This window comes from Pseudomonas sp. BS-2016 (assembly GCF_001806145.1).
GTDB lineage: Bacteria > Pseudomonadota > Gammaproteobacteria > Pseudomonadales > Pseudomonadaceae > Aquipseudomonas > Aquipseudomonas lundensis.
This window is the reverse complement of record NZ_MLCT01000037.1, coordinates 49,933-71,934: the sequence shown is the minus strand read 5'-3', so window position 1 is coordinate 71,934 and position 22,002 is coordinate 49,933. Positions and strand designations below refer to the sequence as shown.

17 protein-coding genes and 1 pseudogene are annotated in these 22,002 nt (G+C 61.5%); 12 read left to right on the top strand and 6 right to left on the bottom strand.

The genetic code is table 11. The features are described 5' to 3' along the window. Positions 1–40: 40 nt before the first annotated feature. Positions 41–2,095, bottom strand: a complete 2,055-nt coding sequence (locus BKD70_RS20200; RefSeq protein ID WP_047274699.1) for a c-type cytochrome — start codon at positions 2,093–2,095, stop codon at positions 41–43. 279 nt (positions 2,096–2,374) lie between these two features. Between BKD70_RS20200 and BKD70_RS20195 the strand changes: the two genes are divergently transcribed. Further along, entirely contained in the window at positions 2,375–3,370 is a 996-nt protein-coding gene (locus tag BKD70_RS20195) for a GlxA family transcriptional regulator (protein ID WP_047274700.1), read from the top strand. A gap of 40 nt (positions 3,371–3,410) precedes the next feature. Here the strand turns inward: BKD70_RS20195 and BKD70_RS20190 are convergent, their stop codons facing one another. Further along, positions 3,411–4,757 (bottom strand): MFS transporter, encoded by a 1,347-nt coding sequence (locus BKD70_RS20190; RefSeq protein ID WP_047274701.1) that lies wholly within the window; start codon positions 4,755–4,757, stop codon positions 3,411–3,413. Between the two features lie 201 nt (positions 4,758–4,958). Then, on the bottom strand, positions 4,959–6,170 hold the full coding sequence (locus tag BKD70_RS20185) for a M24 family metallopeptidase (RefSeq protein WP_047274702.1): 1,212 nt from the start codon (positions 6,168–6,170) through the stop codon (positions 4,959–4,961). A 227-nt stretch (positions 6,171–6,397) separates the two neighbouring features. Here BKD70_RS20185 and BKD70_RS20180 point away from each other — a divergent pair, with 227 nt between their 5' ends. The 6 genes from BKD70_RS20180 (at position 6,398) to BKD70_RS20155 (ending at position 13,727) form a co-directional block, all read left to right on the top strand. Continuing rightward, a complete protein-coding gene (locus tag BKD70_RS20180; RefSeq protein WP_047274703.1) occupies positions 6,398–7,096 on the top strand; it encodes a response regulator transcription factor in 699 nt (232 codons plus the stop codon). Continuing rightward, complete coding sequence (locus tag BKD70_RS20175) at positions 7,096–8,439, top strand: sensor histidine kinase (protein ID WP_047274704.1); 1,344 nt, start codon at positions 7,096–7,098, stop codon at positions 8,437–8,439. Before BKD70_RS20180 ends, BKD70_RS20175 begins: the two co-directional genes overlap by 1 nt. 180 nt (positions 8,440–8,619) lie before the next feature. After that, a complete protein-coding gene (locus BKD70_RS20170) occupies positions 8,620–10,866 on the top strand; it encodes a TonB-dependent siderophore receptor (RefSeq protein WP_047274705.1) in 2,247 nt (748 codons plus the stop codon). Between the two features lie 18 nt (positions 10,867–10,884). After that, on the top strand, positions 10,885–11,784 hold the full coding sequence (locus tag BKD70_RS20165) for an alpha/beta hydrolase (protein WP_047274706.1): 900 nt from the start codon (positions 10,885–10,887) through the stop codon (positions 11,782–11,784). Positions 11,785–11,911: 127 nt separating this feature from the next. After that, positions 11,912–13,165 carry a ferric reductase-like transmembrane domain-containing protein gene (locus BKD70_RS20160; protein ID WP_047274707.1) on the top strand — a complete coding sequence of 418 codons (1,254 nt, stop codon included), beginning with the start codon at positions 11,912–11,914 and terminating at the stop codon, positions 13,163–13,165. A gap of 118 nt (positions 13,166–13,283) precedes the next feature. Next, positions 13,284–13,727 carry a YqaA family protein gene (locus tag BKD70_RS20155; protein ID WP_047274708.1) on the top strand — a complete coding sequence of 148 codons (444 nt, stop codon included), beginning with the start codon at positions 13,284–13,286 and terminating at the stop codon, positions 13,725–13,727. Here the strand turns inward: BKD70_RS20155 and BKD70_RS20150 are convergent. Together BKD70_RS20150 and nikR are read right to left on the bottom strand one after the other, a co-directional pair. Next, positions 13,717–14,853, bottom strand: coding sequence for a metallophosphoesterase (locus tag BKD70_RS20150; RefSeq protein ID WP_047274709.1), 1,137 nt, complete (start codon positions 14,851–14,853; stop codon positions 13,717–13,719). The two genes, BKD70_RS20155 and BKD70_RS20150, sit on opposite strands and share 11 nt — an antisense overlap. A 264-nt stretch (positions 14,854–15,117) precedes the next feature. Continuing rightward, on the bottom strand, positions 15,118–15,540 hold the full coding sequence (gene nikR / locus BKD70_RS20145; RefSeq protein ID WP_047274710.1) for a nickel-responsive transcriptional regulator NikR: 423 nt from the start codon (positions 15,538–15,540) through the stop codon (positions 15,118–15,120). A gap of 89 nt (positions 15,541–15,629) precedes the next feature. Between nikR and nikA the strand changes: the two are divergent. The 5 genes and pseudogenes from nikA to BKD70_RS20120 all read left to right on the top strand — a co-directional run bounded on the left by nikA (position 15,630) and on the right by BKD70_RS20120 (position 20,597). Further along, positions 15,630–17,204 (top strand): annotated as a pseudogene (gene nikA / locus BKD70_RS20140) (nickel ABC transporter substrate-binding protein). Positions 17,205–17,207: 3 nt separating this feature from the next. Then, on the top strand, positions 17,208–18,149 hold the full coding sequence (nikB, locus tag BKD70_RS20135) for a nickel ABC transporter permease subunit NikB (protein WP_047274712.1): 942 nt from the start codon (positions 17,208–17,210) through the stop codon (positions 18,147–18,149). Beyond that, on the top strand, positions 18,146–18,994 hold the full coding sequence (gene nikC, locus BKD70_RS20130; protein ID WP_047274713.1) for a nickel ABC transporter permease subunit NikC: 849 nt from the start codon (positions 18,146–18,148) through the stop codon (positions 18,992–18,994). Before nikB ends, nikC begins: the two co-directional genes overlap by 4 nt. Beyond that, positions 18,991–19,764, top strand: a complete 774-nt coding sequence (locus BKD70_RS20125; RefSeq protein WP_047274714.1) for an ATP-binding cassette domain-containing protein — start codon at positions 18,991–18,993, stop codon at positions 19,762–19,764. The genes nikC and BKD70_RS20125 overlap by 4 nt, the downstream gene beginning before the upstream one ends. Continuing rightward, complete coding sequence (locus tag BKD70_RS20120; protein WP_047274715.1) at positions 19,761–20,597, top strand: ATP-binding cassette domain-containing protein; 837 nt, start codon at positions 19,761–19,763, stop codon at positions 20,595–20,597. Before BKD70_RS20125 ends, BKD70_RS20120 begins: the two co-directional genes overlap by 4 nt. Positions 20,598–20,631: 34 nt before the next feature. On the opposite strand, the gene BKD70_RS20115 is transcribed toward BKD70_RS20120, so the two are convergent. Then, positions 20,632–21,828, bottom strand: a complete 1,197-nt coding sequence (locus tag BKD70_RS20115) for a sugar transporter (RefSeq protein ID WP_047274716.1) — start codon at positions 21,826–21,828, stop codon at positions 20,632–20,634. Positions 21,829–22,002 lie beyond the last annotated feature (174 nt).

Below are 22,002 nucleotides of genomic sequence, written 5' to 3'. Positions count from 1 at the left end.
CGCTCAGGCCCCTCTCCTTTCGCGAGAGGGGTATCAGGGCTTAATACCGCGCATCCGCCGGCTTGCCACCGTTAGGCCAATCCTTGACCTTGTCCGGAAAATCCGGCCGCGGCTGGTGCGAGAAGTACTCAGCCACATCCACCGCATCTTGATCCGACAACCCGCCTTGCCCCAACGGGAAGCGTTCATGGAACCCGATCGGCATGTTGCGTTTGACGAACGCCGCAGCGGTGTACGTGCGCGCCATGCCTGCGCCGATGTTGAACGATTCTTCGCCCCACAACGGCGGGAAGATGAAGTGCCCGTCAGCGTGTTTCAAACCTTGCCCCTGATCGCCGTGGCACACCGCGCATTGCTGGGCGTAGACCGCCTGGCCGTTGGCGGAATCAGGCTTGATGGCCGGATCCACCTTGCCCACCCCTCGCCCTGCCACTTTATCGCCGGGCACCGTGTTCATTTTCATCCAGTCAAAGTACGCCACCATCGCCTGCATGTCGGGCGATGCCACGAGCAGCGGCTTGCCGTCCATGGAGCGACGGAAACAGCCATTGATGCGGTCTTCGAGGGTGATCTGTTTCCCCGCCCGGGGCGCATAACTGGGGAAGAACGCTGAGACGCCAATAAACGGTGAGCCGTCTGCCACTGTGCCCGCGTTCAAATGGCAGCTGGTGCAGTTCAGCGCATTGCCCACGTTGTCCGGCAGCAAGGCTTTGGTTTGCAGGTGCAGGCGCATGCCGCGCACCACCTGATCGGCATTCGAGGCCGTCAGCAGATTGGCCAGACGCGGCGTGACGAAGGCCGAGGAGTCCGTGGTGTCAGGGTTCAGCTGCTTGCGCAGGCTGGCCACTTGCGCCGGATTGATCGGCGGTGCGTCGTTGCCCCAACTGCTGCGAACAAAACTCAAGATCTCAGCGATTTCATCATCGGCCAGCCGGGCAAAACCGGGCATGGTCCAGACCCTTGGATGCGTTGCGGTCTCTGCGGTTTGCCAGCCGGTCAGGGTGATGTGCAACAAGGAGGTCGGGTTGGCGGCGGTGATGCCGGGGTTGCCGTTGAGGGGCGGGAACATGCCTGTGACCCCACCGCCGTCCGGGCGATGGCAGTCCGCGCAAAACTGCGTGTAACCGAGACCGCCACGGGTGGTAAATAGCGTATCGGGTGCTTTGGCGGGCTCGATGGCCACTGCCGGCATGGGCAGGTCATCCTTGCCGGCGGGCAACGACTTGAGGTAACTGGCGATCGCTGTCAGGTCCGCATCGGTGAAATGCTGGGTGCTGTGGTGGATCACGTCGGCCATGTTGCCCGACACCGTGGCAAAACGGTTTTGCCCGGTCTTGAGCAGTTGAACGGTGTCTTCCACGGTCCACAGATTACGCAAGCTCAAGGCTCGCCACGCTTCAACCGTCTCTCCCGCCAGGTAATGCTTGCCACTGCTGCCCGCATCGCTGAGGGCTTTTTCCTGAAAGGCCAGCCCACGCGGCGTGTGACACGATCCGCAATGCCCCAACCCTTGCACCAGGTAGGCACCGCGATTGAGCACCTCACTTCTGGACGGGTCAGGCGTGAAGGGTTGGTTGTCGACGAACATCCAGTTCCACAGCTTCAGGCCCCAGCGCTGGTTGAACGGGAAGCTCATTTCAGCCTCCAGATTCACCTGCTTGACCGGTGCCACGCCCTGCATCAGGTACGCGTACAACGCGCGCATGTCGTCATCAGTCATCTTGGCGTAAGACGGGTACGGCATGGCCGGGTAGAGATTCTCGCCTGCCGGGGTCACGCCTTCACGCATCACTTTGTCGAACTGTTCAAAGCTGTACTGACCGATTCCGGTCTCGGGGTCCGGCGTGATGTTGCTGGAATAGATCGTGCCCATGGGCGTGTTTAATTCCAGCCCGCCAGCCATGACGGCCCCGCCCTTGGCGGTGTGGCAGGCAATACAGTCACCGAGCTGCGCCACGTACAGGCCGCGCTGCACCACATCGGCGTCGGGTTGCTGACCAGGATCAGTTGCCGGTTCCGGCTCGCTGGCCCAGGTGTGACAGGCGTAAAGAAACGTCAGGCCGACAGTGGCCAGACGCGCAAACTTGAAAATCATGGCGATATTCCTTTAAGGCACCGGCCTGGGGTGGTCCCCTCGGCGCGGGCCGTGCTCGTTTTTTGTTATGAACTCCTCACACTGATCTTGTAACCGCTTTTGCCCCTGGCGCCCTTGACCCGGATCATGCAGGCGCCCTGGCATGAGCATTGCTTCGTTGCTGGTCACTGCGCCCTGCTTGCAGCGTCATCCGGCCCCCCCGACCCAGGCCAATGCGCTGCCAGGCGCGCGTTAACCCCGACGCTAGACGCGTCCTGGATCGTGAAGAGGAAACGCCAGATGGCAAGGTCTGCAGCAGCTCCGGCGGTCAGTCATGCGCCCATCAAAACCGTGGGTTTACTGGTGATACCAAACTTCACCACCATTGGTTTTGCGTCCACGATCGAAACCCTGCGCATGGCCAACATGGCCGCGCGCCGGGAGATGTTTCGAACCCTCATCATTGGTCCCAGTCTGGAGCCGGTGACCGCCAGCAATGGCATGCGCATTCTGCCGGACTGCGCCATGCAAGACGCCCCTAAGCTGGACATCCTGCTGGTGGTGGGCGCCAACCCGATCGTCTCGCACCTCAGCAGCCGCCCACTGCTCAACTGGCTGCGCAAACTGGCGCATGAGCGGGTGGCGTTGGGCGGCATTTGCACGGGCAGTTACTGGCTGGCCCGCGCGGGGTTGCTCAAGGGGTATCGCTGCACCATTCATTGGGAAGACATTGAAACCCTCAAGGACCACTTCCCGGGGATCATCATCTCCCATCAATTGTTCGAACTGGATCGCGACCGCTACACCTGCTCGGGGGGTGTCGCGTCGATGGACATGACCCTGCAATTGATCGCCCGCGAACCCGGCGGCCGAGAGATTGCCGCCCACGCCGCAGAGTTGCTGCTGTGTGATCGGGCCCGCAGTGCCCAGGAGCAACAGCGTGTGCCGTTGCGCCAGAAGCTGGGGACCTCGCAACCCAAGCTCAGTCAGGTGGTGGCGATCATGGAAGCCAATCTGGAAGAACCGGTGAGCCTGGAAGAACTGGCGCGGTTCAACGACGTGTCGGTACGCCAGCTGGAACGCCTGTTTCACAAGCATTTGCAACGCACACCCAGCCAGTACTACCTGGAGTTGCGCCTGGCACGGGCGCGCGGCCTGTTGTTGCGTAGCGAATCGCCAGTGCGCGACATCGCCCTGGCCTGCGGTTTTGTGTCGGCTGCGCACTTCTCCAAGTGCTACAGCCGGCTGTTTGGCGTGTCACCGATGGGTGATCGCAAGCACATAGCCTTGCATTGAGGGTCACACCACCCCGAGCGCGCGCACGCGCTCGGGGTGTTCAGTCTTGCAGGGTTTTATGGGCGGTTTCGCGGCTGGCCAGCATCGCCACTAACGCGACGGCAGCCGCCGCCAGCAGATACCAGGCCGGGGCCATTTTGTTGCCCGTCATGTGAATCAGCCAGGTCGCAATGAACGGGGCCGTGCCGCCAAACAGCGCATTGGCAATGTTGAAGCTGAAGGCAAAGCCGCTGAAGCGCACGCGGGTGGGGAAAATTTCCGCCAAAAAGCATGGCAAGGTGCCGTCGTTCATGGCGAGGATGGCGCCAAAGGCTATCTGGATCATCAGAATCACGACCAGAGAGCGGTTGCCCAACAGACCGAAGAGCGGCAACGTCAGCCCCAGGAACAACACGGACGCCAAAAGCAGCATGGTCTTGCGACCGTAACGGTCCGACAGTTTGCCCATCAGGAAGATCAGCCCGATGTAGGTCGCCAGTGACACCGTGGAGGCGATAAACGAATCACCCTCGCTCATACCCATTTCCGTGGACAGGTATGTCGGCATGTAACTGAGCAGCAAGTAGAACGCCACGGCATTGAGGCAGGTTGCACCAATACCGATCAGCACGCTGCGCCGGTGCACCGTCAGCAACTCGCGAATCGGCGCTGGCGTGGCGCATTCTTTGGCTTCCAGACGCTGTTCCATGTCCAGAAACTTGGGTGAATCCTGCAAACTCATGCGGATATAGCGCCCCACCAGCCCAAACGGCGCGGCCAGCAAAAACGGCAAGCGCCAGCCCCATTCGTGCAGGGTCTCGACCGTCATCCATGCATGCAACGCCGCCACGAACACAGCCCCGAACAGCAACCCGGCGGCCGTGCTGGCAGGCACGAGACTGGTGTAGAAACCCCGCTTACCTTCAGGGGCATACTCCGCCAGAAACGCCGATGCCCCCGCGTATTCACCCGACGCCGAAAATCCCTGCACCAGGCGGATTAACAACAGCAGCGCCGGAGCCCACACGCCAATCTGGTCATAACCGGGCAGGATGCCAATGCAAAACGTGGACACGGTCATGATCAAAATCGACCAGGACAACGCACTGCGGCGCCCGTATTTATCGCCAAAATGCCCCCAGACCAGCCCGCCAACCGGTCGTACGACAAACGACAGCGCAAACACCGCGAACGTGGCCAACAGGCCGGTTGCGGCTTCGGTTTGAGGGAAGAACGTCAGGGCGATGATGGTGGCCAGATAACCGTAGGCCGCGTAGTCGAACCACTCAACAAAATTGCCCATGAAACTGGCCGTGGCGGCACGGCGCAGGGCTTTACGCTCGCTGCTCAGTTCGAGCTGCTGTTGGGCCGTGAGCGGCACGGCAAGACTTGCGCTCGGGATACTCATCGAGCACCTCCAGTGAGTGAGGTGCGTGGGTCAAAGGCTTGGCGAAACATCGGGACACAGGACATGACAACTACCCTCATTCTGGTTGTTCTTGGCAGGGGTAATGGGTCAAAACGCACTGCGCGTCTGGGCGCGCATGTGCAGGTGCAACATCACGGCCTGGCGCCGCTGCCAAAGCCTCATGGCAGCGGCGCCAGGGGTTTAACGCTGGATAATGTTGTGCTGCGGGCCGTACGGGAAGTGCGTAATGTTCTCGGCGCCCTCCTCGGTGACAATCAGGATGTCGTGCTCACGATACCCTCCGGCGCCCGGCCGGCCTTGCGGGATCATGATCATCGGCTCGATGGACACCACCATCCCCGGCTCCAGTACGGTGTCGATATCCTCTCGCAGTTCCAGCCCGGCCTCGCGCCCGTAGTAGTGGCTCAAGGTGCCGAACGAGTGGCCATAGCCAAACGTGCGGTATTGAAGCAAATCGTGTTCCAGAAAAATCGCGTTGAGCTGCTGCGCGATGTCGCAGCAACGCATGCCCGGCTTGATCAGTTTGAGGCCGGCCTCGTGAACCTTGACGTTGACCTCCCAGAAACGCAGGTGCTCGTCGGAGCAATGGTCCAGAAACAGCGTGCGCTCCAGCGCCGTGTAATACCCGGCAATCATCGGAAAGCAATTGAGGCTCAGGATGTCGCCCTTATTGACCTTGCGGGCAGTCACCGGGTTGTGTGCGCCGTCGGTGTTGAGGCCGGACTGGAACCAGGTCCAGGTGTCCATCAACTCAGCGTCCGGGAACGTGCGGGCGATTTCGCGCACCATGGCCTGGGTCGCGTGCAACGCCACTTCGTACTCCGGCACCTGATCGCGAAGCGCTTCGACCACCGCGGCGCCACCGATGTCGGCAATGCGTGCGCCCTGACGGATGATCGCGTGTTCTTCGGCCGACTTGATCATGCGCATCTGCATGCAGGGCGCGGCAATGTCCACCCATTCGGCGTCCGGGTAGCGGCTCGCCAGCTTGTCGCGACTAAGCAGATTGAGGTGATCGAACTCGATGCCGACGCGCCCCGCCCGAGGCAGCGCCTGCTGGATCGCGACGAAGAAATTGTCGCGCTGCCAATCGGTGTACACGATGTTTTCGGTGCCCACGGTACGCCGCCATGGCTGGCCACCGTCAATGTTGGCGCTGATGGTCACCACCTTGTCCTGGGTCACCACCAGCCCATAATGACGGCCGAAGGCGCAATACAGAAAGTCGCTGTAGTAATTGATGTTGTGGTACGAGGTAAACACCGCCGCGTCGATGCCGTGGCGGGCCATGTAGGCCCGCAGCTTGGCCTGACGGTTCGCATACTCCTGAGCAGAGAAAGTCGGTGTGACTTTTTCGCCGTTCTTGATCTGAAGGGTCTTGGGCATGTGCATGGCATTTACCTGTGTCTGCGTCGATGATCAGAAGCCGCCAGCGGGCGGGTCGTTGAGGATCATTCGAACAGAAGCCGCCGCGTTGTTTTTGCGCGAATCCGACCTGTACTTGGCCAGATCCGCTGTAACGCGGTGCCGTGTCGCAGACGCTTGAACCAGATAGCAATTGCACAGCATCCCCGTTGGTGGGATAGTCGCGAATGTTAAACGTTCTCAATCAGTGCCTTATGCGAACCTCCCCTCACCTGTTGCTTGTCGAAGACGATTTCCGCTTACGCCACGACCTTGAACGGCACTTGGTGCAACGAGGATTTACCGTCACCACCTGTGTCGATGGCACCCAAGGGCTTGAGGCCCTGTGCGCTCAATCATTTGATCTGGTGCTGCTGGACATCTTGTTGCCCGGCATGGATGGCCTGAGCCTGCTCGAAGCCCTGCGCCTGCAACAAACGGTGCCGGTGATGCTGATGTCGGCGCTGGGCAACGAGCAAGACCGCATCAGCGGGTTTACCCGGGGGGCCGATGATTACCTGCCCAAACCTTTCAGCCTGGCGGAGCTCGATGCACGCACCGACGCGCTGCTGCGGCGCATGTCCATGCTCACGCAAGCGCCCGTGCCGACTCGCCACAGTGCCCTGAGCTACGATGACGCCGCACAAGATGTACTGCACGACGGTCTCCGGGCCGGGCTCACGGGGTCGGAGTTCCGCCTGCTGGTGACCTTGCGCGAACAGGCCGGGCAGGCTTTGAGCAAAGCCTTTTTGTACCAGCACGTATTGCACCGCATCTACACGCGACTGGATCGCGGTCTGGATGTGCATGTGTGCAACCTGCGGCGCAAACTGGCGGCCATTGGCGTGCACCATGTGCAGATACAATCGGTGCGCAGTCAGGGCTACATTCTGGTCGAGTCGGACCCCGCCTGATGCGTCGTCACCCGCTGCTGTGGAAGTTGGCGCTGTTACAAGTCAGCTTTTGCCTGTTGTTGACCTGGTTTATCTGGATCTGGGGTCTGTCGGCCGAACGCAGCACGTATTTCCTGTCGCCCCAAGAGCGCGCGTATTTGCAGGCATATGCCCGGCAGGCGCAGGACACTTGGCGCGAGCACGGCAGCGAGGGACTCGAACGCTTCACCGAACGCTTGTCCGCCCGTGAACAGACGTGGGTCGCGGTGCTCGGTCCGCAGCTCGAAAGTCTCAGCCGCACGCCCATCACGCCCGCGCATTACCAGCAACTGACGTTCATGCGCAAACTCGACTGGCCCATGAGTCGACGCCTGATGGACGAGTTGCCTTACGTGAGCATCCCGTTCCCGGACCATCCGGAACAGGGGCAACTGGTGCTTCAACTGCCCGAGCGTCTGCTGCCCAACGGCTTGACCGCCTGGACCCACGTCTTCAGCCACGGCGTCATGCCGACCCTGCTCGCGGCCCTGCTTGGCCTGGTGCTGTATCGACATTTAGTGGTGCCACTCAATCGACTGCGTGATCGCGCCGACGCATTGCGCGCCGACGACCTGGACAGCGAAGCGCCGCTGCCCCTGATCCACCGCCGCGACGAACTGGGCGAATTGGCGCACGCCTTTGAACACATGGCCAGCCGCTTGCGCAACAGCCTCAACCAGCAACGCTTGTTGCTGCGCACCCTGTCGCACGAACTGCGTACCCCGCTGGCACGCTTGCGTATCGCCCATGACAGCCAACTGCCGCCCCTGCAATTGCGCCAACGGCTGGACCGCGAAATCGATGACATGCAGCGGTTGCTCGAAGACACCCTCAACCTCGCCTGGCTCGACACCGAACGCCCGCAGCTCGCCCGAGAACCCGTGTTGGTGCTGTCGGTGTGGGAAGCCCTGCGCGAAGACGCCTGTTTTGAAAGCCAGTGGCCCGCTGAACGCCTGCCCTGCCTGCTGGGCACTGACTGTTGCGTCAACGTTAACCTCGACAGCTTGGCCCAAGCGCTGGAAAACCTGCTGCGCAACGCCATTCGCTATTCACCGTTGCAAGGCACGGTGACGCTGAGCGGCTGGCGTGAAGGCGATGCGTGGCATTTGTGCCTGAAAGACGAAGGCCCCGGCGTGGCCCCTGAAGACCTTGACACCCTGTTTGTACCCTATCAGCGCCTGCCCGACTGCATAGGCGAAGGGTTCGGGCTGGGGCTGGCCATTGCCCAGCGGGCCATCGAACTGCAACAAGGCCGGTTGTGGGCCACCAATGGCCATCCCGGTTTGTGCATGCACCTGTTGCTGCCGGCTGCGCTGAATGAGTGAACCGTTGCCAGAGTGGACTCATCAGTCAAATGCCTCGGACATCGGATGGTACGCAGGGTGCAAGAGCAGCAGCCAGGGCCCATGGCGCGCAAGTGTTTAGAAAGTTAATGCGCTTTACTCTCAATTAGCAGTCATTATCATTCGTAATCTTCTTGTATCAGGCTGTCTCGGAGATCGCTGATGTCGTTACGTGTGTTGCGCCCTATCGCCCCTTTTGTGTTGTCCGGTTGCTGGTTGTTGAGCGCCGCGGTGCAGGCTGCCAATGAGGATGAAGTCACCTCCGCGCCCGCGCTTGAGCTGGGCAATACCCATGTGGTGGCCACCGCGCAGGAAGAAACCCGGCAGGCCCCCGGCGTGTCAGTGATCACGGCTGAAGACATCAAGAAGCGACCCCCGGCCAACGACCTGTCGCAGATCATCCGCACGATGCCCGGCGTCAACCTCACGGGGAATTCAACCAGCGGCCAGCGCGGCAATAACCGGCAGATCGACATTCGCGGCATGGGCCCGGAGAACACGCTGATTCTGGTGGACGGCAAGCCAGTCAACAGCCGCAATTCCGTTCGCTATGGCTGGCGTGGTGAGCGGGACAGCCGTGGCGATACCAACTGGGTGCCTGCCGATCAAGTGGAACGCATCGAGGTGTTGCGCGGCCCGGCGGCGGCCCGGTATGGCAACGGCGCTGCCGGTGGCGTGGTGAATATCATCACCAAACAGGCCGGGGCCCAAACCCATGGTGATGTGACGGTGTACAGCAGCTTCCCCCAACACAAGGATGAAGGCGCTACAAAGCGCATGAACTTCGGCCTCAATGGCCCGCTGACCGAGAACCTCAGTTACCGCGTGTACGGCAACATCGCCAAGACCGATCCGGATGACTGGGACATCAACGCCGGCCACGAATCCGTGCGTACTGGCAATCAGGTCGGCACGTTGCCCGCAGGCCGCGAAGGCGTACGCAACAAAGACGTCAACGGTCTGTTGAGTTGGCGCATGACCCCCGAGCAGACCCTCGATGTCGAAGCGGGCTTCAGCCGCCAGGGCAACCTCTACACCGGCGATACGCAGAACACCAACAGCAACGCCACGGTGAAGAAGATGCTCGGTCATGAGACCAATCGCACCTACCGCGAAACCTATGCCCTGACCCATCGCGGCGAGTGGGATTTTGGCAGCAGCATGGCGTTCATCCAGTACGAAAAAACCCGAAACTCGCGCCTCAATGAAGGGCTGGCCGGGGGGACTGAAGGGATTTTCAGCGACACCCATTTCTACACCGCGGTGCTGCGTGATCTGACGGCTCACGCCGAGGTCAACCTGCCGTTGCAGGCCGGGCTCGACCAGACCCTGACCCTGGGCACCGAGTGGACCGAACAAAAGCTCGATGACCCGAGTGCCACGACTCAAACCACCAGTGAAGGCGGTTCGGTGGGCGGCCTGAGCAGTAGTAACCGCAGTACCGCGTCGTCGGCGCGTATTTTCTCGCTGTTTGCCGAAGACAATATCGAGCTGTTCCCCGGCACCATGCTCACCCCTGGGCTGCGGCTGGATCACCATAACGTCGTGGGGGACAACTGGAGCCCGTCGCTGAACCTGTCCCACGCACTGACCGACACCCTGACGCTCAAGGCCGGTATCGCCCGCGCGTACAAAGCACCGAACCTGTACCAGCTCAACCCCGATTACTTGCTGTACAGCCGTGGCCAGGGTTGCTACGGCCAAAGCACCAGTTGCTACCTGCAGGGCAACGCCGACCTCAAGGCCGAAACCAGCGTCAACAAGGAACTGGGCATCGAGTACACCGACAACGGCGTGGTCGCGGGGCTGACCTATTTTCGCAATGACTACAAAAACAAGATCGAGTCAGGCCTGAGCCCGATTGGCCAGGCCACAGGCGGCAGCGGTTCGTACGCCAATGCCGCCATCTACCAGTGGGAAAACGTGCCCAAGGCACTGGTCGAAGGCCTCGAAGGCACGCTGACATTGCCGCTGGCTGAACAACTGACGTGGACCAATAACTTCACCTACATGCTGCAATCGAAGAACAAACAGACCGGTGATTACCTGTCCGTCACGCCCCGCTACACCTTGAATTCGATGCTGGACTGGCAAACCACTGAGGACCTGTCGCTGCAACTGAGCGTGGCCTGGTACGGCAAACAAACGCCGAAAAAATATGATTATCACGGCGACCGCGTCACCGGCACCGCCAACAACCAGCTCTCGCCCTACGCCATCGCCGGTTTAAGTGGCACCTACGCGATTACCCGCAACCTGAGTGTGACCGCGGGCGTGGAGAACCTGTTTGACAAGCGCCTGTACCGCGAAGGCAACGCCCAGGGCGTCAACAACATCGAAGGCGCAGGCGCAGCCACCTACAACGAGCCGGGGCGCACGCTCTACACCAGCCTGACCGCTTCGTTCTGACCCTGACGAGACAGCCCGATGAAACACCTCACACGCCCTCTGGTGCTGCTGCTTGCCCTCGTCTTGCCGGGGTACGCGGCGCACGCACGGCCAGCGCCTGACCAGCCCATGGACACCCGACTGCTGCAACGTACGGACCTGGCATATCGCTTCAGTCGCTTGCTGATCGACTCGGCGGACGGTCAGCGGCATTACCAGTTGTGGATCGGTCGCCCTGTGACACCGGCGCCCAAGGGCGGTTTCCCGGTGCTGTGGATGCTCGACGGTAACGCTGCGGTCGGTGCGCTGGATGCCGAACTGCTGAGCCAATTGGCCCACGGCAAGGCGCCACTGCTGGTGGCCGTGGGTTACGACACGCCGTTGCGCATCGAGCGCACCGCCCGTACCTATGACTACACACCGCCGCGCCCAGGGCTCACAGACCAGACCGACCCGCTGACCGGACAGCCCAGTGGCGGTGCCGACGTGTTCCTTGACCTGTTGCGTGATCGTCTACTGCCTGCGGTGGCTGCCAAGGCACCGATCAACCGTGAACAACAAGCCTTGTGGGGCCACTCCTACGGCGGCTTGCTGGTGTTGCACGCCCTGCGCACCCGCCCTGGCGAGTTTGCTGACTATGCGGCGGCCAGCCCTTCACTCTGGTGGGGGGACGGCATCGTGGCCAAACAGCTGAACGACTTGAAAACCCGCAAAGCGGACCCTAAAACCCGGTTGCTGTTGATGCGCGGCACGGATGAACCCGGCAATCCGCGAGGGCCGGTCGTTGGCCCGCCGGCCCGGCTGATGCAGCAGTTGACCACGGATATGCAGGGCGTTGCAGGGCTGAGTGTGGACTATCACCCGTTCACCGGCATGAGCCACGGCCAGACCCTGCCAGCCTCGCTGCGCTATGTGATGCACCGGTTGTATATCGAGTAATCGCTGGCGACCTGACCGGGATCACAGGTTGTTTTCGCGATTCCCGATAAACTCCGGCCCCCCTGAAACCCCAAGGAGGGCCGGTCTTCAGTCTCACCCACAACGGATTGATGAATGGAGTAAACCCGTGAAGAACTGGCACTGCCTCGTCGGTATCTTGCTGATTACAACACTGACACTGCTGCTGGAAATCCCCGCCGACACTTGGCTCACTTCCGCCACCCTGAGCTTGATTCTCGGGACCACGGCGCTGGCCTACATGGCCGTTTCCTGCCTGTTGGCCAGCCGCTGGCGAGTCGTTGAACACCTGTTCGGCGGCCTCGACCGCGTCTATGACACCCACAAATGGCTGGGGATCTGGGCGCTGGTGTTCGCCTCCTACCACTTGGTGTTCAAGGCCAACCTCGATGTGTGGAACAGCGTGCCCATCATGGAGTTGTCCAAATACTGGACACGCATGGTGCGCCAGTTGAGCTATGTGGCACTGGGCATGATTGTGCTGCTCGCCCTGAACCGCAACATCCCCTACAGCGTTTGGCGCTGGTGGCACAAGTTGTCCGGCCCGCTGTTTCTGATTGTCATCCTGCACTGGCTGAGCTTCAAATCCCCCATCACCCTGTTCAGCCCGGCAGGCATCTGGCTCAGCGTACTCTGCGCCCTTGGCGTAGTGGCGGCGCTCTACAAACTACTGCTCTACCCCTTTGTCGCCCGTGCCGGTGAATACCGGGTAATCGAGGTGAGCAGCGAGAAAGCGGCGTTGCACCTGACCTTCGCTCCGATAGGCAAAGGCTTTGACTTCAAGGCCGGTCAGTTTGCGTTTTTGTCCTTCAAGGAAAAGGGCTTGCGTGAGCCCCACCCGTTCACCATTGCCTGTGCCCACCGCGAAAACGGACAGCTTGAATTTGTGATCCGGGCCTTGGGGGACTACACCAAAACACTGCGTGAGCGCGTCAAGGTCGGCATGGTGGCCGACATCTACGCGCCCTACGGCCACTTCAAACGCCCGAGCGGCGCGGCAAAAGAGATCTGGATTGGTGCTGGGGTCGGCATTTCGCCTTTTATCGCCTGGCTGCAAGACCCCTTGGGCGAGCGGTTCGACAAAGCGACCCTGATCTACTGCTTCAACCCCGCCCGTGCCTTCCCGCCGGCCGAACAATTGCAGGGCGTGGCCGAACAACGGGGGGTGCAGTTCATGGCCAATAGCGGCGGGACTGCGCAATTGGCAGATCACTTGCGTCAGCTGTTGACCCACACCGCACCTGAGTCTGTGCACATCAGCTTCTGCGGACCTAAGGGGCTGCTGCAACGGGTGCGTGAACTGATGCGCGAACACGGTGTGCCTGCGCAGAACCTGCACGTGGAACTGTTCGAGTTTCGCTGAGTGTGGCGAGACCGGGGGCGCTGCGCAGGCAGCGCCTTTTTTGTAGGCACCGCGTGGCGATTGATGCTAAAAAGCCGCCCTCCGCTATCCCGTGCATAGCGTCCAGAGCCACGCTCACGTGTTTGAAATCACCAGTTACATCGGGCTGTTCCTCGCCGCATTGGGCGCGGCATCGTTATTGCCCCTGCAATCTGAAGCGGTGCTGGTGGGGATGCTGCTGTCTGCCCCGTACAGTGTGACGTTGCTGTTGCTCGTGGCCACCGCTGACAATGTCTTGGGCTCGGTCTTGAATTGGCTGTTGGGGCGCTCGGTCGAGCGCTTTCGTGACAAACGCTGGTTTCCTGTGAGCGCGGCCAAACTGGAGCGAGCGCAGCGGTTTTACTTGCGTTATGGGCACTGGTCGCTGCTGTTGAGCTGGGTGCCGGTCATTGGCGACCCCTTGACGCTGATCGCCGGGGTGATGCGCGAACCGCTGTGGCGCTTTGTGCTGATTGTGACGCTGGCCAAAGGAGCGCGCTATGCACTGTTAACCGCCCTCACGCTGGGGTGGATCAACGCTTGACGTGAGGCGAACGCAAGGTAATCAGCGTGATTTCTGCCGGGCGTCCCAGGCGAATCGGGAAGCCGTTCCACAACCCGGTGCCATTACTGACATAAAGCTGCATGCCCTCTACGTCATAAAGCCCCGAGACAAACCCCTGATTGGCCCATTGCGCCAGCAGGTGCGGTCCCCAGATTTGACCACCATGGGTGTGACCCGACAGTTGCAGGTCAACGCCCTGCCGGGCGTTGGCCACGGCACCAATCGGGCGATGGCTCAGCAGTATCACCGGCGCCTGCTCGGGAGCATCGCGCAACGCCCCTGCCACGTCGGGCAACGGCAGGCGCAGCGGTGAAGCCGCCTTGTCGGTGATACCGGCAAGCACCAGTTGGCGACCGTTATGGCTCACCAGCACGTGACGGTTGAGCAACATCTGCACCCCCAACTGCTCGAACACCGGCAACCAGTGCACATAGTCGACGTAATACTCGTGGTTGCCCGGGATGGCGAACACCCCATAGCGGGCACGCAACTGTTGCAGTGGTTTCACATCATCGGCACGGGCATACGGGGTGCCGTCCACCAGGTCGCCGGTGATCAGGGTCACATCCGGTTGCAGGGCATTGGTTTTATCGACCACTGCCTGCATCCAGGGCGCTTGCAACAGTCGGCTGGCGTGCAGGTCGGTCAATTGCACCAGGCGCAAGCCATCCATTTCCGGGGGCAGATGCGCCAGGGTGATGTCCATCGTTTTCACATCCGGCACGCGGATCGCTTGCCACACGCCCAGCAGTGCCAAGCCGACGCTAACGATGCCCAACGCGGCATTCAGGCGTCGATTGCGCCACAGCGCGCGCCCCTGCGCACGTGACACCAGCCACATCAACAGGCCAATTCCGTCGCGCACCAACAACAGCAGCGCCAGCACGATCAGGCTGCCAAACGCCCAACCCAATGCCATCAGCACCTCGCCGGGTATCTCAGGCGAAGCCATGCTGCCAAACCTGATTCGGGTGATCAGATGATGCTCGGCCACCAGTAACAGCAGCACGCCCAACACGCATTTGCTTGGCGTGCTGACCCGCATTGGCCCGATGAAACGTGCGATGACATACAACGCGATCAGTGCCGTAACCCCATGAAACATGCGTTATTCCTTGTCAAATTTCAGTGTGCGATCGCGATACTTTAGACCACCCCCTGTGATGGTATGTGTCTATACCTTTACGCTTCCAACGGAATGGGAGCGCAAGCGCAGTCGGACACGAAACCCTCCTGCTGACTAATGGTCTGCCTCGGTTGTTTATTTTTAAGTGCACCGCCTTACTTGCCTGTGAAACGCAGGTTTTTGGACGAGCTCAGGTATCTCCGACCTTGGAGAGGTGTACCTACCTCCAATCAACCCGCAGCTTTAATGCGAATGCCCGCCTTCGTCCGTGGGCAACGGGATGATCTGTGCAGCGCCATGCCGCACCCCGCGTTCGGCCATCACCTGGCGCGTCAGTGCGGTGACGTGTTTGATCGAGCCCTTGAGTACCGACACTTCCATGCATTTGCCCTGATCGAGGTGCACGTGCAGGGTCGACAAGGTCAGGTCGTGATGTTCGTGAAAGGCACTGTTCAATCGTTTGGACAGCTCGCGGGTGCCATGGTCGTACACGTAACTCAGGGTAGCCACGCAGGTGTCGTCGGGGTTTGCCGCCTCCGGCTCCAGCAGTCCGGCGCGTAATAAATCCCGAATCGCCTCCGATCGCCCTTGATAACCATGGGTGGTGACGCGCTCATCAATAACCGCCAACAAGGCGTCGTCCAAGGAGATGGTGACTCTTTGCATGGATCTTGCCTCGCGTTTATGAACTTTTCACATAGACTTCATACCCATTGCATGAAATCCAAAATGCCATCATTAGAGGGAGCGCCAGTTTGAAGCAGCCGTCGATGAAAAAGAAGCTTGGCCTGTGGCTACTCGGATGCTGCCTCTCAAGCGGCATCGCACCCAGCCACGCTGCGGACGATGCGCCGACGCTGACTTACTCCTAGCCCACCAATGCAGGGCCGCTTGACCCACGAGGGTACTCGCCCAATCAGATGTACGCCCAAGCCATGGTCTATGAGCCGCTGGTGCGTTACACCCGGTCGGGGCAGCTGGAACCGTGGCTTGCCACGCACTGGACGGTGTCTGCCGACGGCAAGACGTACACCTTTACCCTGCGCGAAGGCGTGACTTTCAGTGATGGCAGCCCGTTCACTGCCGCGGCCGCCAAAGCCAACGTCGACGCAGTGCTGGCCAATGCCAAACGCCATCAGTGGATGGAACTGGTGAGCACCCTTGATCGCGTCGAGGCCCCGGACGCGCGCACGTTGGTGCTGGTCCTCAAGCACCCTTATTACCCGACCTTGATGGAACTGGCCCAGGTGCGTCCGCTGCGTTTTGGTGCGCCCAACGCCCAAAAAGGGGCACCTGTGGGCACCGGCCCGTGGAAACTGGTCGAGACCCGACGCGGCGAATACGACCGGTTTGCCCGTAATGACCAGTATTGGGGTGATAAACCTGCTTACGGCTCGGTGTTGGTGAACGTCATTTCTGACCCCGACAGCCGCGCCATCGCCCTGCAAACCGGTGTCATCGACCTGATCCAAGGCGCCGATGGCGAGATTTCGTCCGGCACCTTCGTGCGTTTGCGGGACGCCGGGTTCAAAACCGCGCTCTCGGCGCCTTTGGCCACCCGGCTGGTCGCGATGAATACTGCGCGCGTGCCGACCAACGAGTTGGCCGTGCGCCAGGCGATCAACCAGGCCGTGGACAAGGACACCCTGATCGCCAAGGTGCTGTACGGGCTTGAACCGCGTGCCGATGCGCTGTTTTCCAACAACCTGCCGTACACCGACCTGGGCCTTAAAGCGCTGGGTTTCGACCGGCAACAAGCCCGCGAGCGTTTGCAAACCGCAGGCTGGACGCTACCGCCAGGCAAAACCATACGGGAAAAAGACGGCCAGCCGCTGAGCGTGGAGTTGGTATTTCTGGGCACCAGCGCGTTGCAAAAAAGCCTGGCCGAGATCATTCAGGGTGAACTGGCCAAGGTCGGGATGCAGGTGCAATTACGCGCCGAAGAAGACGGCGCATTGGTGCAGCGGCAACGTGAAGGCCGCTTCGGCATGATTTTCGCCGACACCTGGGGCGCGCCGTATGACCCGCATTCGTTTGTCAGTTCGATGCGCTATGCCGGCCATGCCGATTACATGGCCCAGCGCGGCTTGCCGATGAAAGACGCCATCGACCGAAAAATTGCTCAGGTACTGGGTGAGACCCGCGAAAAACAACGTGCCGAAGGTTATCGCGACATCCTCACCACGCTCCACGAGCAGGCGGTGTATTTGCCGATTTCCTACCTCACGGCCATCAGTGTGAGCCGCCCCACGGTCGACAATGTGCAGTTTGGCAGCACGCTGTTTGACGTGCCGTTCGATGTCATGCGTCCAGCCAGCGGGAAGCCTTGAACCATGTTGCGATATATCGCGTTACGTCTGATCTTGCTGGTTCCGGTGCTGCTGGGGGTGTCGCTGATTGTGTTCCTCCTCTTGCACATGGGCAACGGCGACCCGGCGCTGGACTACCTGCGCCTGTCACAAATCCCGCCCACGGATAGCGCACTGGTCGAAGCGCGACAGGCGCTCGGGCTGGATCGCCCGTTGCCTGAGCAATACCTGAGCTGGGTATGGAACGCGCTGCATCTGGACTTCGGCGTGTCGTATATCACCGGCCGGCCGGTGCTGGATGACGTGCTCTACTACCTGCCCGCCACCCTGCAATTGGGCGCTCTGGCGCTGCTGGTCACACTGGCGCTGAGCATTCCTTTGGGGCTGGCCGCCGCCCGCTGGCAGGGCAAATGGCCCGATCACGTGGTGCGCTTCGTGACCTTTATCGGCGTGTCGATGCCCAATTTCTGGCTGGCATTCTTGCTGATTGCCCTGCTCTCGCTGTGGCTCGGCTGGCTACCGCCTATGGGCCGCGGCGGCCCGGCGCACCTTGTCATGCCGGTACTGGCGATTGCGCTGATGTCGATGTCAATCAACGCCCGTCTGTTGCGCGCCAGCCTGCTGGACGTGCGGCAACACCGCCATGTGTTTTATGCCCGTGCCCGCGGCCTGAATGAGCGCCGGGTGTGGCGTGATCACATACTGCGCAACGCGTGGATGCCGCTGGTCACCGCCACCGGCATGCACATCGGCGAACTGCTCGGTGGCGCACTGGTGATTGAAACGATCTTTGCCTGGCCCGGCGTCGGCCGCTTCGCCGTGAGCGCCGTGCTTAACCGCGACTTCCCGGTGATGCAGTGCTTCACCTTGCTGCTGACCACATTGTTGGTGCTGTGCAATCTGGTGGTGGATATCTGTTATGCGTGGCTCGACCCGCGCACACGCTTAGCGGGGGTGATGGCATGACGGCGATAGCGGCAACAACCCTGCCCCGCCCCCGGCGCGGGCTGCACGTGGGGCTGGCACTGGTCGCGCTGCTGTTGCTCATGGCGCTGCTCGGTCCCTGGCTGTCGCCTTACGACCCGACGCTGGTCAACCTCGACGACCGCCTGCTGCCTGCCAGCTCGGCTCACTGGCTGGGCACCGATCATCTGGGTCGCGATGTGTTGTCGCGCTTGATCGTCGGCACCCGGCTGTCGTTGGGCAGCGTGGTGCTGACCCTCGGGCTGGTGTTGATTCTCGGGGTGGTGATCGGCGGCATTGCGGGGGTTATCGGCGGCAAGCTGGACATGTTCCTCATGCGCCTGTGCGACATGTTCCTGACCTTTCCGACGCTGGTGCTGGCGTTCTTTCTGATCGCTGTGCTTGGCACCGGGCTGACCAACGTCATCATTGCCATCGCCCTGTCGCACTGGGCCTGGTATGCGCGGATGGTGCGCGGCATGGTGATCGCCCAGCGCAATCGCGACTACGTCCTGGCCTCGCGGCTGGCCGGTGCCTCGCGCCTGACCCGCTTGCGCCAGCACATCATGCCCAACGTGGTCGGGCAATTGCTGGTACTGGCCTCAATGGACATCGGGCACATGATGCTGCACGTGTCCGGGTTGTCCTTCCTTGGCCTGGGGGTGAGCCCGCCGACCCCTGAATGGGGCGTCATGATCAATGATTCCAAGGAGTTCATCTGGACTCACCCGCAACTGCTGCTGTGGCCGGGGCTGATGATTTTCCTCGCGGTGATGGCGTTCAACCTGTTGGGCGATGCCTTGCGCGATCGCCTCGACCCCGGCGTGCTGGCGGAGATCAAGGAATGAAGGACACATTGACACTGCAAGGGCTGACCCTCCGTCATCAGCAGCGCACGCTGGTGGACGGGATCGACCTGACCCTCAGCGCAGGCAGTATTCATGGGCTGGTAGGGGGCAGCGGCTCGGGCAAGTCGCTGACCTGTGCCGGGATCCTCGACCTGCTGCCACCCGGCGTGCAGCGCAGCGCGGGCATATTGCACCTGGACGGCCACCGCGTAGATCCGGCCCGACTGCGCGGGCGGGACGTGGCGCTGGTGGTGCAGAACCCGCGCAGTGCGTTCAACCCGGTGCGTTCATTACGCCACCATGCGCTGGAAACCCTCGACACCCGCCATGTCCGCGGCAGCGAAGCGCACCGCCTGATCTTCGACACCGTGCGCGAAGTGGGGCTCGAAGACGCCGATCGTGTGCTGGATTCGTTTGCCTTTCAGCTCAGCGGCGGCATGTTGCAACGCATGATGATTGCCCTGGCGCTGCTGGCCGACAGCCGTTTCTTGCTGGCCGACGAGCCCACCAGCGATCTAGACGTGGTGGCGCAGGCACGTTTTCTCGACCTGCTGGAGCGGCTGGTAGTCGATCGCAACCTCGGCGTGTTGCTGGTCACCCACGACATGGGCGTGGTGGCGCGCAGTTGCGATCAGGTCAGCGTCATGGCCCACGGCCGAATCGTCGAACAGGTCGATGTGCACCGCTTGTTCGAATCCCCCCACAGCCCTGAAGCGCAGACGTTGCTGGCCGCGCACCGCACCTTGACCCGGGAGGCCTACGCGCCATGAGTTTTCTCCAGATACGCGACGTCAGCCACGGCTATACCGCGGGCGGCCTGTTCAGCAAACGGCATCGGGTCGACGTGTTACGCGGGCTGAACCTTGACTTGATCGAAGGGCAGAACCTCGGTTTGTTGGGCAGCAGTGGCAGCGGCAAAAGCACCCTCGCCCGCCTGCTCATGGGGCTGGAAAGCCCTGACCAGGGCACTGTTACATTCCGTTCAGCGCCGCTCACCGGCCCCGGCAAAGCGTTTTTGCAACAGGTGCAAATGGTGTTTCAGGACGCCCTCAGTGCCTTCAACCCGCAACGCAGCATCGGCTGGAGCATTGCCGAGCCCTTGCGGCATTTGGCGGGCATGGGTGAAGCGGCGTGCAAGGCACGGGTAGAACAGTTGCTGCGTCAGGTCAAACTGCTGCCTTGTGACGGCGACAAAATCCCCACGCAACTCAGTGGTGGCCAGTTGCAGCGCGCCGGGATTGCCAGGGCGCTGTCAGTGGCGCCCAAACTGATCATCCTTGACGAAGCCCTGTCCAACCTCGACCGCGTCTTACAGGTGCAAATCCTGGAACTGCTGGCGGACATCCGCCGCGAATCGGGCACCGGTTTTGTGCTGATTACCCATGACTTGAGCCTGATCAAGCATTTCTGCCAGCGCGTGGTGGTGCTGGCAGAAGGCACGTTAGTGGAAGACCGTGAAGTCACGCCGCACCTGTATTTTGAACACCCGGCGGCGGCCCAGCTGCAAGCTGCGGTTTTACCCGCCCGGCCCCGGCGTGCGCAGCCCGGCCCGGCCGCACCGCACCGCTCCCCCACGACCACGGTTGGCGAGCGTCAGGCGTGAAGCCCCGCTACAGGGGCGTCTGCGGCTCGCACGATTACTCGGCTGGCGGGGTGTGCTCGGGCGAACGGCTGATGCGGTACATGCTCACGCAGTAAATGGCCAAGGCCACGCCTGCCAATCCACCGCCCGTGACGCCGATGTAAGAAAAGCCCGCGTGCACGCCCACCCAGCTACCCAACAGTGCGCCACCGCCGATGCCGATGTTGTAGATGCCGGAGAACATGGCCATGGCCACGTCCGTGGCGTCCGGCGCCAGCGACAGCACCCGCGACTGCAAGGCCAGGCCGAAACACATGATGGCCATGCCCCAAAACAGGCTGAGGGTTGCCAAATACGCCTCGTTGCCGCTCAGCGGCAACAGCAGTGCCAGGCACAGCGCCAGCACCGACACCGCAGCGATCAGGAAGCGCTGCGGGCTGTGGCGATGCAGCACGCTGAACAGCAGCGAACCGATGATCCCGGCGCCACCGAACAACAGCAGGATGAGGGTCACCACATTGCCACTCAACCCGGCCACGGTCTGAATAAACGGCTCGATGTAGCTGTACGCAGTGAATTGCGCCGTGACCACCAGCGCGGTCAGGATGTACACCGCCACCAACGCCGGACGCTTGAACAACACCGGCAAACTGCGCAACGAACCGGAGTTCTGGCTGGGCAGCAACGGCAGACTGCGGGCCAGCCAAAACACCAGCGCCACCGCCAGACCGGCAATCACCAGAAAGGTCGTGCGCCAGCCCATCGCCTCGCCCAGCAAGCGGCCAAGGGGAATCCCCAAGACCATGGCCAGCGACGTGCCCGTGGCCAACAACCCCAGCGCCTGCACTTGCTTGCCTTCTGGCGCCAGGCGTACCGCCAGCGAAGCCGTAATCGACCAGAACAACGCATGGGACAACGCTACCCCGATCCGGCTGAGCAACAGAATGCCAAAGTTGGACGCCACACTGGACAGCACGTGACTGGCGATGAACATGGCAAACAGGATCAACAGCAACTTGCGGCGCTCGACGTTGCGTGTCAGCAGCATGATCGGCAGTGACGTCAACGAGACAATCCAGGCGTAGATCGTCAGCATCAGCCCGACACTGGCTGTGGTCATGTCAAAACTGGCGCCAATGGCGCTCAACAGCCCCACAGGCACGAATTCCGTGGTGTTGAACACAAATGCGGCCAGCGCCAGTGCGATGACCGGTTGCCAATTGGCAGAGGGTGTAACGTTGGGAGTGTTCATTTAAAGGATGTATGACTCGCTATCGAAGGTCTGACAAGGCCCTGACTCGGGCGCCCCGGCACGCACGTTTTGCATACACAACACGTGCCATGCACGCGATTGCGGCCCGAAGCAAAACAGGGCGGCATTCTATAGGCTTCTCACAGCGCCGTTCGTGCACTTGGATCCGGGCGG